Source organism: Tunicatimonas pelagia (assembly GCF_030506325.1).
Classification (GTDB): domain Bacteria; phylum Bacteroidota; class Bacteroidia; order Cytophagales; family Cyclobacteriaceae; genus Tunicatimonas; species Tunicatimonas pelagia.
Genome location: NZ_CP120683.1, coordinates 3,257,644 through 3,274,953, shown reverse-complemented (window position 1 = coordinate 3,274,953; position 17,310 = coordinate 3,257,644). Strand labels below are relative to the sequence as shown.

Sequence of the window (17,310 nt, the reverse complement as noted above, 5' to 3'; positions counted from 1 at the left end):
AATAAAAAAGTGGGCAAAAGAAAGAATTCTTACAAGTGTCAGTAACTATCCAACATTAAAGGTATCTGACGGACTTGAGGTAATTAACGGAGCGTAATAAGCCTGATAGTGATTTAGACCGGTTTAAACGCTCTAAATGAATAAGCTTATTCCTTAAATAGGCTCCAGAAAACTAGCAGATTCAGATTTTTTGATGAAACAGTACGATGTAAACTGGCTAAATTATTAAAAAGGCAATAAGACTTACACCTTCGTTTTGTGCAACTTTTCTTTTCTTTTCTTCTTCCCCGTAATATTGAGATCCTGACGCAAACTGTAAAATAAGCATGAGTATTCGAGAAGCTGTACTGTTATTGTCAATTTTGTTTCAAGTAGGAGGTGGCACGGCAGGGTTGGCTCAGACCGGACCAGCCGGAGTAGGTAACTCCGACGGATCTTCCGGGCAACCCCAAAACGTTATGTGGCTGGATGCTCAATCCCTCGGGTTAACTAATGGCGCAGCCGTAGGTACTTGGACTGATGTTTCTGGTAATACCAATAATGCTACCCAAGCTACTATTGCAGCGCAACCCCTATTCCAGACCAATATTTTTGATACGGATAAGGCCGTCATTCGCTTTGATGGATCTGACGACGTTTTGGGGTTTGATGGTTCACTAATCGCTAATTCTGATTACACAGTAGTGATAGTAGCCGCTCGCCGATCAACGGGTGGACGTAGACTATGGATGGGAGGTACTAATGGTGCAACCAATACCAACCTACACGTTGGTTGGAACGGTACCAACTTTATGGCTCATCATTGGGGTAATGACCATAATGCCGCCATGACCGGAGGTGCCCCAGGTACTACCGAAGGTACGTTTGGTATCTTTATGCACGGCTTAGAAGCAGGACTAGCCACTGAGCAGCGAAAAATCATTCAAAACGGGATTACTTTAGGTACTCGCAACAATAGCGGAACCCTTTCTAGCTATCCAGGGGCAGGGTTGGCCCGGGAAAGAACGAGTTTTTACGATATAGATATAGCTGAGTTTGTAGTCTACTCTACTGCACTCAATTCGCCCCAAAGGGTCATCGTAGATAACTACCTTAGTGCTAAATATAATATTACTCTAGGAGTAAACGACTACTATGATGAGTCAGCATCTAGCGGGCACGAATTTGATGTTGTCGGAATCGGTCACGATGGAGGTACTAGCCACACAGTAGCTAATTCGGCCGGATTTATTTTAAGGGCCTACAATGGAAGCCTAGACACCGATGGTGAATACCTGATGGCTGGGCATGATAATACTACCAATACAACCTCTACTGCCAACTTATCAGGAAGTGTTGTTGAGCGTTGGGCCCGTAGCTGGTACATAGATAAAACCACTGCTGGTACACTTGATGCCACGCTTACGTTTGATTTTCGAGAAGGAATTAGTGGCGATTTTCCGCAAGAGGCTAACAACTATGAATTATTGCGCTTAAACACCGGTAGTGGTAACTACGAAGCGGTAACCGTAGCGAGTAAGACAGTTTTGGGTTACAGAATATCTTTTGAGGTAGCGGATGCTAACCTTATTGATGGTACTTATACGATAGGCACTACTAATACTACTGATAGTCCGATAGAAGGATTACCCGGAGACAATTGGTACTCATACCAAACAGGTAACTGGAGTGACCCTGATGTATGGACGACCGACCCTTCCGGTTCGTTATTAACTAATCCCAGTAACGATATTCCTGGGCCTGGCGATAATGTGTTTATTTTAGTGGGTGATAACATTACTACCAACGTTAACAACATTGCTATAGGTTCTATTAGAATAGATGAGAGCATTAATATAGCTGCTACAAACGGACATAATTTTAACTTCATCTCTGGAAATGGGCGTATCCGGATGTCGGGTAATGCTGGTACCGACAACTTTCCAGCTGGGGATGCCTCTTCCTTCGCTGATGCCGTCAATGGAGGTACAGTTGAAATATACGGTACTGGGATTACGTTAGATCAAACCCGTACGTGGAATAACCTAGTCATCAACATGACTGCCGCCACTAACGATGTAGTGCAACTGGCTAACATTACGCTCAATGGTAACCTAACCGTCACCCAAGGTGATTGGCAGATCAACAATAATTCAGCGACAATCCCCCTTGATCTGGAAGTAATGGGTAACGTTCTGGTTGATACCGACGGTAGCATGAGCGTAGGCACAGGCAATACAATTGGTACGTTTAGTATATCTGGCACAAACTTACCTGGAATAGGAGAATATCATAATATTTACCACCAACTGATACTACACGGAGACTTCAGTAATAACAATACGGTGAGACTTACCAACGAGACTACCCCTATTTACAATGAGCTTTCTACGCAAGGAGCGGTAACAACCCGCTTTCGGGGGGCTACTAATAATACCGTGAGTCTCAATGGCACTACCGACTTTTATAATTTAGTAGTAGACAAAGGTGTCAACCAGACTTACGTGCTTACTATCAACTCAGCTAATACATCATATTTTAGCTTATTTGGTCCCAACAACGTAGGCAGGCGAAATAATGCTCCTTTCTCGGCAGCTAATCCTGAAATAAGGAAAGCCCTCTTCATTCACAATGGCACCTTACATCTTACGGGTAATATTTCTATTCCTACCTTATCAGAAGGTAATACCAATGGTGGTAACGGTGACTATGCAATTGGAGCCAGTGCGGCCTTGCACTTAAATGGGCCTAATGTTTTTGTGTATTCAACAGCCACTGACAACAGCACATCGGGTAATACCCAAGTGGCTGATGCTTCTGGAAGTACAATAACCACCGGTGGATCAAATCAGGCACTTTCAGTCTACGGTACGCTTCGCGTTTCAACCGGATACTTTAGTACAAGAAACAGTGCAGGCTTGATATTCTGGTCAGCAAGTAACGGCACTGTACAAATTGAAGGAGGAACCATCGACGTGTCCCAGATGAGAACCGCAGGAGGGGGTGGGGGTATCCCCAGCTACATCCAGTCAGGTGGTACAGTAGATGTGCGCGGAAACACCGGAGTTGCCGGCGAAGTATCCGGCGGGTTTGCGCTATTCGGCATTGATGACCCCAACGGAGTGTTTACTATGTCTGGAGGTACGCTGTTGATACGCGATAATAGTGGGGCGGCCGCCGGAGGAATTAATATTAGCTCAGACCCTGGCAACATCAACATAACCGGTGGGCAGGTACATACCGATTATGAAGGTACAGTTGAAATTAACACTACCGCACCTTTCTACGATTTTGTGGTAGAAACCCATACTGTAGAAATGCAGAGTGACTTACGGATTATAAATGACTTGAGAATCAGGACGGGCGCTACTCGATCATCGGGTGGTAATACCTACGGTGGCTACCTTGATTTGTGCCCCGATGGCACCACGTGCTACGACTTGGAAGTAGGAAGAAATTTAACTATTGAAGATAACGGAGTATTAGATCTATTTACCGATGCCACTGATGATGTAGGTAGCGCAACGCTTACTTTTAATGGTACCGAAAACGGAATTTTCTACATTGGTGACATTACCACTTATGATGCATCATTAACAACGTATAGTGACCCCGATGGAGATGAAAGCTACGTAGATTACCGCTTACCAATTTATAATTTAGTAGTTGATAAATCGGGTGGTATCATACAATTGCAGGCAAAGAACCCAGGCGTTGAAGATGGTGCTGGAGCTAAGACCGCTGTGGGCGGTAAGAACTTAGATTCAAACGGAGCGCGTCTGCTGTACATAAGTAATGGGTTAACCATAGCTAGTGGCTCTACCTTGAATCAGATTGACCCTACGAATGATGCGTTTGGTTACATTGTAAGAGTTTATGCCCCTGAAATTAATGTTGATGGAAACCTACTAGTGTATGAGCAAGGGGTCAATCCTGTTAACTCTTTTCTGGAAGTGAGGGAGCAAGATGCTGGTACGGTAGGAGATGTTATTTTAATCAATGCTACTACTGGCTCAACTATCGGTAATATAACGGTTGACTTAGGCAACGACGAACTACGTTTAGGTGGTGATCTGAATGTAACTCGCTTTTCGTACCGACACGGTGGAGTAAATATTGGAACGTACAGACTGAAGGTTGATATTTTTGACTTAAATACTGAAAATGATGGGGATAGTGACCGTTTGCGTAATGGCAATGGTGAGAACCTTTTCGGTGACAACAGGGCCGGGGCTGAACAATATTTCTTTACTGAAGGGAATGCTTCGGACGGTGGACTCAGTATTAAAGTACCTCGAGTATCTAATGTACATGGGACTGATGATACCCAAAACGTAGGCTTCGATCCTAGCTATGGTAATAGAAACCACGAATACCAAAACCAAAACCTGATCTGGTTCCCTATTGGAATTAAGGATAAATATACTCCGGCAGTAGTTTACTTGCATGATAATGGCACTACGGATGGTGATGAGTACATTACCGTCCGTCCGGTAGAAGGTGAACTACAAACCACTGACTTGAGTGGTGGTGACCTGCTGTCTTACTACTGGAACGTAGATTTTGAGGGTTACGCCGCCAGTGAAGAGCCAACAGTTTCTTGGCTGTTCCAGTATGACCAAGCTGATGTCAGTGGTACTGAGGCTAACTATGTGCCCGGTAAAGTACGGGACGGTGGTACGTACGCGCGTTCTTACGACGGTTTGGCGGAAGCAGTTAGGCACGCTGGTAATAGCGGTAACGATGGCATTGCCGAAGATGGTAATATCATGGGGAATAATCCTGGTAACATTATCATATTCAATGGAGATAATACAGATAATGTTGATCCGGTTACACTTACTACCAATGCCAACGACGATATTGATGGAATTGGAGGACAGAAAATATTCAATGACGGAGGTGCCCCTGAATTATCGGCTGAAAGAGTAAACGGTAACTGGGACAATGCCTTCCCCGGTACTGGTTTCCCTCTAGAAAATGCGAACTACACCGCCGGAGTGGCTGCTAGGTTTGCGGGAGCACCAGAGATTTACTATTCCACTACAGTGAACGACGGGAATAACACCGACTTTAACGAGAATGACCGGTGGAATGAAACTAACCTCTGGTCAACAGTAGGCCATTATTCGTCTACTAATGATGGTAATTTCCCACAAGCCGGTGATATTGCAATTATGGCCTTTGGATTACAAAACCCCAATTCAACGACTGATAATGCTCAAAGAGCTCATTGGTTTTTCTTGAATCAAGATCTAGATTTAGCCGAGCTTATATTTTCGGAAGAGGTAACTAATGCCAACGGCGATATTGTTGTGAATGATGATTCATTTCAGCCACAACTAATCATAGAGAGAAATAACGCGCATAATATCAATATAGGGAAAGTAAGTGGTAATGGTACTTTCAACGTGCAAGTGGGCTGTACTTCGTGTAATGCCGACCCATCTGTCTCTAACATAGTTGTGGCTGATATAACCGCCGACTTTGGGGAGTTTGCTGCTAACAGATTTGCCCGTTTTGATTACGATCTATATAATAATAACAACACGGCTGTCTTCCTACCTACCTCTTTCCCAGAAATATATCCTAATGTTAACATTAAGGGTCAAAGTGGTAATGGACGCAGCCTTGTCTTCCAAGAAGATATAACTATCAACAGAAACCTGACGATTAGGGAAGGTGGTGTTTTAAGGCTGAGCAACCTTGCTACCGGTGACATTACAGTTGGTAATAATTTAGTAATGACAACTAATAACCGGGGCGATGATGTAGTATTTCCTGACTCGGGTCCAGGAAGGACGTTGCGCATTGAAGGAAATATACTCATGGACAACAACGGTGATCAAATTCGTGTAGATGACAACAACGATGCAGGAAACGTAGTACTACATACCCTTCAGGTTGGTGGTAATATTCAGCAAGACCGAGGACAGATAGATTTATATAATGGAACCGGGGCTAACCGAGACCATGCAGTGCTTGAACTCATTGGTAACAACAACGCCACTTATACACGAGCCGATAACCCGGTAATGGATTTGTATCGTCTGATAGTAAATAAAGGCACTAATCAAGACTCTACTTTTTCGTTCAATAACGACTTTAACATTCCTCAACCTTCAGCAATAGGTCAGCAACCAGTTGAAATACTTAATGGTACACTAATCATTAATGATCCGGCTATCGGTATCACCCTCACGGATGCATCTACCGGTGATTTCTTGCTACCCAATACCGCCAATCCGGTGGCTTCTTCCGGCTCGGGCGGATTGGAGATACAGCAGGGTACGGTTAGCGTAGTGGGTGACGATACCGGAATTATTTTGGATGGATTGCTACGCGTAAGTGGCGGTACACTAGACCTGGACGATGCTGCTAACAATGGTAACAACTTTATTGAATACACCGCCTCGGGCAATGCCGAATTAGAAGTAAGCGATGGTACATTGACTGTGGGTTCACAAATCCGTCGCAGCACATCTAATTTATCTGGCGTGCTCAAATACCGGCAGACTGGGGGCACCGTAGAAGTAGGTACCCAAGGGGATAACCTAGGTGTGTTTGAAGAAGACCGAGGGGTGTTTGAAGTGACTAATGCCGGAAGTGAGTTTACACTCACTGGGGGTAATTTTACTATCATGAGCCAAAACGGCACTACACCCACGGTAGCTTCATTATTGCTGGAGCCAGCATCATCTAGCGTGTTTGGTTCTACTATCAATCTAGGAGGGACATCTACCCCGGTAGGGCAAACGATTGGTATCAATTCAACGGTTGCCCTAAACAATTTGGTCATCAATAGTACTAATAGTCCAACCGTACAGATACAAGTTAGAGACCTAACAATCAATGGAGACTTAACCATCAATAGTGGTACCGGGCTAGATGCAAACGGATTAGGTCTACTTATGGGCGGCGATTTGGTCAATAATGGTACGTTTACTGCGAATGGTAACACTACTACCTTTGGTGGCTCAGCTAATCAACAGGTTAGTGGTAGTGCTACAACTACTTTCTTTAATGTTACCCAAACCAACAACAATACGGTTGCCCTATCAGCGCACAACATTGTGATCACCAATGATCTTAATCTAGCCGATGGTACGCTGGACGATGGTGGTAACACGATCACTTTGCAAAGAAATATGATTCATGATGGTACACACGTTACCTCAGCTACCGGGGGAGAAGGAATTGTATTTGCCGGAAGTAGTCAGCAACAGATTACCCGCTCAGTTCCCGGGAGCAGTACCTTTGGAAAGCTAACCATCAATAACAGTAACGGGATACGTATACCGGACAATAACGGTTATAACTTTACAATTGATAATACGCTAAGGCTAAGCTTAGGTGTATTTGATATCGGTAGTAGTCTGCTAACCATTACCGCTGATGCCACTATTGAAGAGGTGAATACCTTTGGGGCAACTAACATGATTCAGACTAATAGTTCGTTTACAGATAATGGGGTGCGTCGTAATTTCAACGCCGTAGCTTCCGCTACCCCACTCATGTTCCCTATTGGGCAGACCAAATATACTCCGGTAGAGTTTGATATTACTAGCAGTGACGCGGGAAGTATCACCGTGCGCCCCGCCAACGAAATGCACCCAAGTATTGTCAACGATTCGGAAACGCCAGAAATTGTAGATGCTGATAACGTACTACAGTACCACTGGATTGTAAAAGCGGCTGACCTCACTAATTTTACCGCAACAGCTACCATGACCTACGATCAGGCTGATGTAGCCGTTTCTGATTACCCAGAAACAAGTTACATACCAGCTCGTTTGTACGAAAACGATACTTTCTGGGATAAATCTCTGCCTACCTCCAATGTCAACACTACCGATAATACTATTGAGTTTCCTTTCAGTAATGTTACGGATGCTAACATCACTGGGGACTATACGGCTGGTTTTCCTGATGCCATCCCCGATGAAGTACCTACCTATGAAACTACGGGAACCGGAGGAGATTATACTGATCACACTACTTGGAATCCGATTGGAGGTGCCCCACCTTTAGGTCCTGGCGATCGGCCGGTAGGCTCTATCATTATTGTTCGAAGTGGCGATGTACTCACTTTTGATCAGAACAGCATTCGGGCATATCGCACTACTATTGAAGCCGGAGGTGTTTTGGAGGTAGATGATACCTTCGGTCATAGCTTAGGAACAGTAAGTGGTGCGGGGGATATACGAATAATTAGCAATGACAATAGCGCGGTTATGCCCGCTGGTTTTTACACTGATTTCTTCAGTTGTTCGGGTGGTGGCCTAGAATATGCCGGTACGGGCAACTATAGTATAGAAGGTGGACTCACCGAGTTACGCAACCTAACCCTGAGTGGTTCGGGGGCACGCAATCTTCCTAATAACACGTTAACGGTGTGTAATGATTTTACGATTACTGGGCCTACATTCAACAATCCTAACAACCAATCAGTCACTGTTCAAAACGACTTGTTGCTAAATTCTGGCACGTTTAATAACGGTAGTGGAGTGCTAACAGTAGATAATAATTTAACCGTCACTGGTGGTAGCTTCAACGGTAACACTGGAAGCAAAAGCATAGGAAATGGATTGACCGTGAACAGCGGATTACTAAATGTAGGTTCAGCGGGTACTTTCTCGGTAGGTGGTAACGTAGCTTTCGTCAGTGGTACCTTTAGCGGGGGAAGCGGGAGCGCAGTATTATCACTAGCCGGAAGTACTACTCAGACGGTAAGTGGTGCATTTACTGGAGCAGCAGCCTTCCACCGCTTGCAAATTGACAATGGGGCGGGGGTAAGTCTTACCGGAAGTGCCGAGGTTAATACAGAGCTTCAATTGGCTGATGGTATTGTGAACAATGGTAGTAATACCTTCACATTAGCTCAGTTAGCCAATGTTACCCCTAATGGTGGTAGTGCAGCCTCTTACGTCAGTGGCCAAGTGCGAAAAGTTATCGTTAATGGTGGGTCGTTTGAGTTCCCCATTGGAAAGGGTCGCTACGCACCTTTAGAAGTAGAAAATGTAAGTAGTAGCAGTACACTTACATGGAGAGCTGAGTACTTTCAGCAGAATGCTCAAGTGAGTGTTGCAGCAGTAGATAATATGACCCCTTCCAATGATGGCGAAACAATTGAAACCATTAGCCAGGGGGAATACTGGATTGTGAGCGACGATGCTGGTGCGACTCCATCGGGACTAGTGACTGCTGAAATAAATCTAAGCTGGGACGGCGGCAGTGACGTTTCTGCTACGGTAGCCGATTACGATGACCTCCGAGTAATGTGGTGGGATGACGCCGGATCGCATTGGGACAATGCCGGGTTCGGTGGTCATACAGGAGCCAGCGGTGGACAGGGGAGCCAGTCATTCGGAAAGCTATTTTCAGCAGTAGCTATCTCATTTTCCGAAAATGTGGTCACGATGGGTTCTACTACCGCGGCCAATCCTCTTCCAGTAGAGTTTTTAGAATTTACGGCGGAAGCCCAGCGGTTTAGTGTGCTGCTGAAGTGGAAAACCGCATCGGAAGAGAATAACGACTTCTTTGAGGTGCAGCGATCAAAAGACGGAAAATCTTGGGAGGCAATTGGTGTTGTAGATGGTGCCGGTAATAGCACAACTGTGCTATCGTATTCTTATAAAGATGAAAATCCGCTGGTCGGAACTATCTACTATCGGCTGCGTCAGGTAGATTTTGACGGCAGATTTGAGCATTCCAAAACGGCTAGCGTAGAAGTAGACGGGTTTTCCCCGCTAAATACATCGGTGCTCGATATTCGGGTGTTTCCTAATCCAACCAAAGGTGTAATAACGCTTCAGGTAGAGGGTTTGCCTTCCGGGGCGGTTGCTACGGTAAAACTAATAGACCTTTTTGGAAATGCGTTAGAAGTCATACAAGTACCTACCGAAAATCTGGTGTTGGGAGTAAAGTTAAACCAGCAGAGACGACAGCCTTCCGGACTGTACTTTGTAGATATTCAACAGGGCAATGTAAACCTTCAACGGAAAGTAATTATTCGCTAAACCATTGGAAGAGTAAAGCGGAATAAATGCTTTACTGCGGAAAATTATGTGCCCGCCTTGAGCAGGTACGGCCTTTTTATAGAACGCGAAAGCAAATCCTTAATGTCATTCCGACTAGATATCTCCGTAGAGATGACATTGAGAATTATTTAGTAACCCTTTTTTTACGCAATAGATGTATTTGGGAATTAATCCACGTATAAGCAGGCTTCCGTACCTTCGTAATACCTAGTTGTAATAACATATTAACTTGGGGACAAACGTGAAATGCTCTTGCCGGAATTCGCCGGGCGTCGGTCGCTTTTGCTCATCCGGGAAAGTGTCCCTAAGATGCAATGTCATTATACCTTGTAACGAAGTCTACTTATGAGAAAACAAATTCAGAAGCAGCTGCTCCGCTTACTTCCCATTCAGTTTATTCGTAAATCATTATCTCTTCGGCAAGACTATCGTATTAGTAAGCACGCTGGAGTAGCTCCCGGTACACTTATTTATACCGGAAAGAATGTTGACGAGCCTATTGAGTTTACGCTTTACCAATACAGTGAAGGCGAGTTCCAGAACCGTACTTTTGATAAAGTATCGGAGGTGCTAGCTGAGATTGATCCCGAACAGGCCAACTGGATCAATGTAAGTGCTATTCACGATACCTCGGTAGTACAAGAAATTGGGGATCACTTTAAATTGCACCTGCTGGTGACCGAAGACATTCTGAATACCATACTTTCCCCACAGTATGAAAACTACGACGGTTACCTATTCATCACGCTGAAAATGCTCAATTTTAATAAAGAAACTCACTACATAGAGCGGGAGCACATTAGCTTTATTCTTACCCCTCAGGTGTTGATCTCTTTTCAAGAACACCGAAAAGATGTGTTTGACCCAGTGCGAGAGCGCCTAGAAGTGGCAAAGGGCCGTATTAGAAAGCGAGGGGTAGATTACCTGCTCTACGCACTTATGGACGTAATTGTAGATAATTACTACACTGTGATAGAAGAATACAACGAGCAGTTTATACTACTGGAAGATAATATTGTCCGTAATCCTACTCAAGAAGCAATGGAGCGAATTACTTTTTACAACCGAAATGTGGTTGAGCTCCGAAAAAGTATTTTACCGCTACGTGATGCACTGAACAAGTTAATTAACGACGAAAGTTTTGTTGAGCAAGCCTCGCTCCGGTTTTTCCAAGATGTGTACAGCCACCTCGACCAAGCGATTAATACGATGGAAACCCAGCGGGAAATACTGAATGGATTGATGAACCTGTATATGTCTATGCTCAGTAATAAGATGAATAATGTGATGAAAACGCTTACCATTATCGCGACTATTTTTATTCCCCTCACTTTTGTGGCCGGTATCTACGGCATGAATTTTCAGTACATGCCCGAGTTAGCGTGGAAGTGGGGTTACCCTACCGTAATGGGTTCTATGCTAGTAGCCGGGTTGCTGATGTACATCTGGATGCGTACCAAACAATGGTTCTAATAACTATCTGTCGCTGGTCGAGTTATGTAAGTATAAAACTATTTTTTTAACCCATAATATTTTTTGAATAATGCCACAGCGAGATACAAACACCACCGGAAAGCAAGCAAAAGGTGAACCTTCAGGAACCACTCCTCAGCAAGACAAAGCTTCAATTAAGGAAGTAGGCGAGGTTGATTTAGAACGGGAGCAGGAGTTACGAGAGCAATTCACCGATGGGCAGGGAAACCCTGATCCGAGCAAAGCCCCACTGAAAAACCCGAACCGGAATACCGATAAGGTAAAAATTGATCAGCCGTCTTACGGAAATAAGTCATAGATTATTAGCCCCTCCAGGGGCTTTTTTATGATAGAAGTTGTCAGACCAAGTGCTGCCTTGATCTTTTGCACCTTGATGAAAAATATAAACTATGAGTGAGATTACTACGATATTCTTTGATGTAGGCGGGGTTTTACTAACCAACGGTTGGGATCATATTACTCGCGAAGCCGCCGCCACCACTTTTCAGTACGATTACGAGGAGGTAGAAGAAAGGCATCAGCAGCACGTAGGAAATTTCGAGTGTGGGCGAGTTTCGCTCAAAGAATACTTAAATCAGGTAGTATTCACTGAGTCTCGGTCTTTTACCATTGAGGAGTATACTGACTTCATGGAAACCCAATCGCAGCCGCATACGGAAAATCTGGAATTACTGCGGCGTTTAGCCAAATCAGACAAGTACCAACTGGCTACGGTTAACAATGAATCGCTGGCGTTGAATGAATACCGGATTAATACCTATCATTTGCACGAATCCATCCCGCACTTCTTCAGTTCGTGCTACATGGGAGTAATGAAACCTGATTGCGATATTTTTCAGCGAGTGCTGTGGATTACCCGTCAGCAAGGTGAGCAGTGCCTGTTCGTAGATGACCGTCAGGAAAATGTAGAAGCCGCCCGAAGCTGTGGCCTCCGGGCAGCCTGGCTTGAAAAACCTTCTAATTTGGCGGAGGTCTTAAAAAGTGCTGGAGTGGTATTCTAGCGTGAAGAGATAATATTTCCCGAGCCACTCACTGAGCTATCTACTTCGGGGCTGCCGTAGTACACAATATTACCGCTGCCACGGATTTCGGCTTTAAGAAACTCGGAAGCAGCTACCGCTGCGTTGCCACTTCCAGCAATGCGGATATCGCAGTTCTTAGAATCTAAATCACGGGCCTGATAGTTCCCCGAACCGGAAATACGAATGTTCTGACCTTCCACTTCGCCAAACATCTGAAAATTGCCGGAGCCACTACTTTCTACCGATAACTGTGTATAGAATACTTCCAAATCCATATCACCCGAACCTTCTATTTCCAAATCTAACCCATTACCGCCTAATGGGGTTTCACCAAACACATCGCCTGAACCATCAATGCGAATGCCTTCAATTTCCGAAATAGTAATATATACGTTAACCGGATTATTACTTTGGTAGCCCTGTGAGCTACTGATCTCTAGTTCGTTGCCCCGTACCCGAGTGGTAATAATCGGAACGATATTGTCATCGGCTTCAATTTCTATGGTCTGGTCACTCCCCTGACTAATAAAAATATTGGCTGCTCCCTCAACTTCAATACGACTGAAAGAGTCTAATATCCGCCCTTCAGTAATAACATTACCCGAGCCACGAACACTAGGGCCGATATTAAAGCCATCATCATCGTCTACATCGATGTAACAACCAGTAGCAGTAAGGGTAATGGCTGCAAATACAAGTAATTTAGGTAAGATAGAGTGCTTCTTCATAATAGTTAGTAAAGTTCATGTACATCACTATTACCGATTACTGGGCAGCTACCCTACCTCGAGCATAAAAATTTTTGAGTTAGATAGTAAACGGATACCACTTCTGGTCGCTCTTGCTGGAGGCTACCGCATTTTCAATAAAAGCCATACCCCGGATGCCATCTTCAATATCGGGAAAATCTAAATGCTGAGGGTTAGGCTCCTGGCCTTGCATTCGGGCTCGAAGAGTCATAGCGAAATTGCGATAAATATTGGCAAAACCCTCCAAGTAGCCTTCGGGGTGCCCAGCCGGAATACGCACGTGCGCCATGGCGCTTTCGCTTAAGTAAGCCCGGTCGCCCCCGGCTCGGTACACGTGGTCGGGTTGATCCAGCCATTTCACGGTAAGCACATCAGGGATCTGTTGATGCCATTCTAAACCGCCTTTTTCGCCGTACACCCGAATGTTCAGGTCGTTCACTTCTCCCGCAGCAATCTGCGAAGCGTGTAGCACACCTCGAGCACCGTTATCAAAGCGAAGCAGAATATTTCCGTCGTCGTCTAGTTCCCGCCCCTCGCCGAAGGAGGTAAGGTCGGCACACATCTCTTTAATTTGTAGTCCGGTAATGTACTCGGCTAAGTTCTCAGCGTGAGTACCAATGTCGCCCATTGCGCTGCTAATACCCGCTTGCTTGGGGTCGGTTCGCCACACGGCCTGCTTATAATCTTCTTTTTCTACCGTTCGGGAGAGCCAGCCTTGCGGATATTCAACCACAATCTTTCGGATTTTTCCAAACTTACCTTCTTTTACCATGTCCCGAGCTTGTTTCACCATCGGGTAACCGGTGTAGTTATGAGTAAGTGCAAAGGTAAGTCCGGTGCGCTCTATCACTTCTTTCAATTCTTTAGCTTCTTCCAAGCTGAAAGCTACGGGCTTATCGCAGATTACCGGAAAGCCGTTCTCCAGTGCCATCTTGGCGGGCGGTACGTGCATGTGATTAGGCGTAACGATAGACACAAAATCCATTCGTTCTCCTTCGGGTAGTTCTTTTTCCTTCTCAATCATTTCCTGATAACTGCCGTAAGCCCGCTCGGGTGGCAAATATAAATCGGCTCCCGAAGCTTTTGATTTCTCCGGGCTACTGCTAAAAGCTCCGCATACTAAATCTATTTCGCCGTCAATAGCAGCAGCAATACGGTGAACGCCTCCGATAAAGGCACCCCGGCCTCCGCCTACCATACCCATTCTTAGTCGTCGGTTCATAAAGTTGTTAGGTTTAGTTTTTTTTAATAAATAGAACTTCTGCTGAAGCCCGAAAAATTACTTTTTTAAAAAATAGTGCATTATCCACAAATTTATAAATTTGTGACACATAAGCTATTTTCCTACCCGGAAAAGCACCTACTACCCAGTTTCACCGTCTTCTCTAAAGCGATTTTTAATATGAAGAAACCTAACCGAAGAACATTCATCAAGCAATCATCAGTGGCGGTAACGGGTGGCAGCCTAGCCTCGGTACTGCCCATCGGAAGCCAAGCGGCTAAACTTTTCTCGGCTAATGAGAAAATCACTTTAGGAGTAATTGGCTGCAACGGTATGGGCTTTACCGATCTGAGGGCGCACCTAAACATTCCTAATGTGGAGTGTGCGGCTTTGTGCGATGTGGATGCCAATGTGCTAGAAAAACGCGCTGGCGAAGTTGAGAAAATGACGGGTACGCGCCCTAAAACCTACGGTGATTATCGCAAGTTGCTGGAGCAACAAGATATTGACGCGGTTATTATCGGTTCCCCTGACCACTGGCACTGCCTGATGATGGTAGATGCCTGTGAAGCTGGCAAGGATGTATACGTAGAGAAACCCATCGCCAACTCCATTGAGGAATGCAATCTGATGGTGAAAGCAGGTGAACGTTACAATAAAATTGTGCAGGTCGGACAGTGGCAGCGTAGTGACGAACACTGGGATCAAGCTTTGGCTTACGTTAATTCGGGAAAACTAGGTAAGATCAGATTGGTAAAAGCCTGGGCCTACATGGGCTGGGTACCCCCTGTTCCGATGGTGCCCGATCTTGATGAACCACCTGCTGGAGTCAACTACGATATGTGGCTAGGGCCAGCACCAGATCGACCATTTAACAAAAATCGTTTCCACTTTAACTTTCGTTGGTTTTGGGATTATGCCGGAGGCTTAATGACCGACTGGGGCGTGCACCTCATAGATATGGTTTTGGCCGGAATGAATGCTACTGCTCCTAAATCGGTAATCGCTTCGGGAGGTAAGCTGGCCTACCCGGATGATGCTCAGGAAACCCCAGATACCATGCAGGCGGTCTACGAGTTTGAAGACTTTTCTATGCTTTGGGAGCACGCGATGGGTATTGATCTAGGGCCCTACGGCCGTGGTCACGGTGTGGCCTTCATCGGAAACTTGGGTACTTTAGTGGTAGATCGTAACAAATGGGAAGTAATTCCTGAAACCGAAGATGGAAAATATAAAGCGGAAGCTTTACCGGTGCAGAATCGCCGGGGGGCCAGTGGACTAGACAAACACTCGCTCGATTTTATTAAAAGCATTAAGACCAGGGAAAAACCCATTTGCAGTATTGAGGTAGGTCGTCTAGCTGCTGTAAATGCCCAGTTGGGTAATATTGCGTTCAAGACCGGGCGTAAAGTTCATTGGGACGAAGCGCAAGGTCAGTTTAAAGATGATACGGAGGCCAACGCTCTTTTAAAAGCAGCGTACCATGGAAAGTGGAAGCTTCCTTCAGTTTAATAAAGAATTTTAACTACACGCTTAATGAGCAAAAAACACATCTTAGTCAGCTTAGCACTGATCTTTATCTCCTCATCGCTTACTGCCCAGCAGTTTAGAAAGGCGGATGAATATAAACCGGAAGATACTGAATTTTGGGATCCCGAAGTCGAGAAAGTTGACCCGGGTGAGAGTACTGCATCGCCTCCCTCGGATGCGGTAGTACTATTTGATGCGAACTCGCTCGCTGAATGGGAGAGCGTTGGTGGAGGGGAAGCAGCCTGGGATGTAACCGGAAACTATTTTACAGTGAAACCGGGCACCGGAGCTATCAAAACTAAGGAGAACTTCGGAAGCTTTCAGCTACATGTTGAGTGGCAGTCGCCCCAAGAGATTGTAAGCGAGAGCCAGGGGCGCGGAAACAGTGGAATTTTTTTACAGGGATTGTACGAGGTACAGGTGCTGGATTCTTACGATAATCGCACTTACGCTAATGGGCAGGCTGGTAGTATTTACAAGCAGCATCCGCCATTGGTAAACGCCACCCGTGCCCCTACAGAGTGGGAAGTGTACGACATTATCTATACCGAGCCGGAATTTGACGAGAAGAACGGGTCATTGATTGAGCCCGGCTATGTAACTGTGCTGCACAATGGAGTAGTCGTACAAAATCACGCTAAGTTGCAAGGCACCACCGAATACATTGGTACACCCAAGTGGGAAGCCCACGGCGATGGCCCTATTATTCTGCAAGATCACAGCAATCCGGTTAGTTTCCGTAATATTTGGATTCGCGAGTTGTAACTAAATACAGTGTTAGAGTGCTCAGTGTTTTGGCCGCCACTGCGCGGTGTTAAAGTAGCTACTACATAGTAATAGGTAGATACGTGCATGCATTATACTATAACACATAAATACACTAATACTGAAATAATGATATACAAAGTCATTAATATATTTCTGACACTACTCTTTGCATTGTTTGCTTACTTTCAGATAAATGATCCTGATGCTATTACTTGGGTATTTCTGTACGGTTTTGTAGCAATTATGGTCGGAATGGCCGTCTTTGGTCGGTACAATTTGGCATTTCTTATTCCAGGTATATCCATTTTTACCCTCTACTTTTTCTATCTCACCCCTGGCATTCTCGACTGGATTGCTAGCGATGATAATCTGGTGGGAGTGAAGATGACAGATGACAAACCCTATATTGAAAATACCCGGGAAGCGTTTGGCTTATTCTTGGGGTTGGTGGCACTACTGTTTGTGTTGGCTCAGCAACAATGGTCTCGTAAAATAGTTAGGTAATA

The 17,310-nt window shown here is 45.1% G+C and carries 9 protein-coding genes; 7 read left to right on the top strand and 2 right to left on the bottom strand.

Annotated features, from left to right (window positions below; translation table 11 throughout):
* Window positions 1-326: 326 nt before the first annotated feature.
* From P0M28_RS13980 to P0M28_RS13965, 4 genes are all read left to right on the top strand, one after another.
* Entirely contained in the window at window positions 327-9,998 is a 9,672-nt protein-coding gene (locus P0M28_RS13980) for a T9SS type A sorting domain-containing protein (RefSeq protein ID WP_302210523.1), read from the top strand.
* 366 nt (window positions 9,999-10,364) lie between these two features.
* Window positions 10,365-11,492 carry a magnesium/cobalt transporter CorA gene (gene corA / locus P0M28_RS13975; protein ID WP_302210522.1) on the top strand — a complete coding sequence of 376 codons (1,128 nt, stop codon included), beginning with the start codon at window positions 10,365-10,367 and terminating at the stop codon, window positions 11,490-11,492.
* Between the two features lie 70 nt (window positions 11,493-11,562).
* Window positions 11,563-11,811 (top strand): hypothetical protein, encoded by a 249-nt coding sequence (locus P0M28_RS13970; protein ID WP_302210521.1) that lies wholly within the window; start codon window positions 11,563-11,565, stop codon window positions 11,809-11,811.
* A 91-nt stretch (window positions 11,812-11,902) separates the two neighbouring features.
* Window positions 11,903-12,514 (top strand): HAD family hydrolase, encoded by a 612-nt coding sequence (locus tag P0M28_RS13965; protein ID WP_302210520.1) that lies wholly within the window; start codon window positions 11,903-11,905, stop codon window positions 12,512-12,514.
* On the opposite strand, the gene P0M28_RS13960 is transcribed toward P0M28_RS13965, so the two are convergent.
* The gene (locus P0M28_RS13960) at window positions 12,511-13,263 is read right to left on the bottom strand and encodes a head GIN domain-containing protein (RefSeq protein WP_302210519.1); all 753 of its coding nucleotides are present in this window, start codon (window positions 13,261-13,263) and stop codon (window positions 12,511-12,513) included. The two genes, P0M28_RS13965 and P0M28_RS13960, sit on opposite strands and share 4 nt — an antisense overlap.
* A gap of 79 nt (window positions 13,264-13,342) precedes the next feature.
* On the bottom strand, window positions 13,343-14,506 hold the full coding sequence (locus tag P0M28_RS13955) for a Gfo/Idh/MocA family protein (protein ID WP_302210518.1): 1,164 nt from the start codon (window positions 14,504-14,506) through the stop codon (window positions 13,343-13,345).
* 180 nt (window positions 14,507-14,686) lie between these two features.
* Here P0M28_RS13955 and P0M28_RS13950 point away from each other — a divergent pair, with 180 nt between their 5' ends.
* The 3 genes from P0M28_RS13950 to P0M28_RS13940 all read left to right on the top strand — a co-directional run bounded on the left by P0M28_RS13950 (window position 14,687) and on the right by P0M28_RS13940 (window position 17,308).
* Window positions 14,687-16,018: a Gfo/Idh/MocA family protein gene (locus tag P0M28_RS13950; protein WP_302210517.1), complete on the top strand. Its 1,332-nt coding sequence runs from the start codon at window positions 14,687-14,689 to the stop codon at window positions 16,016-16,018.
* Between the two features lie 24 nt (window positions 16,019-16,042).
* Window positions 16,043-16,801, top strand: a complete 759-nt coding sequence (locus tag P0M28_RS13945; protein ID WP_302210516.1) for a 3-keto-disaccharide hydrolase — start codon at window positions 16,043-16,045, stop codon at window positions 16,799-16,801.
* Window positions 16,802-16,930: 129 nt separating this feature from the next.
* Window positions 16,931-17,308, top strand: a complete 378-nt coding sequence (locus tag P0M28_RS13940; RefSeq protein ID WP_302210515.1) for a transmembrane 220 family protein — start codon at window positions 16,931-16,933, stop codon at window positions 17,306-17,308.
* The last annotated feature ends 2 nt before the right edge of the window (window positions 17,309-17,310 follow it).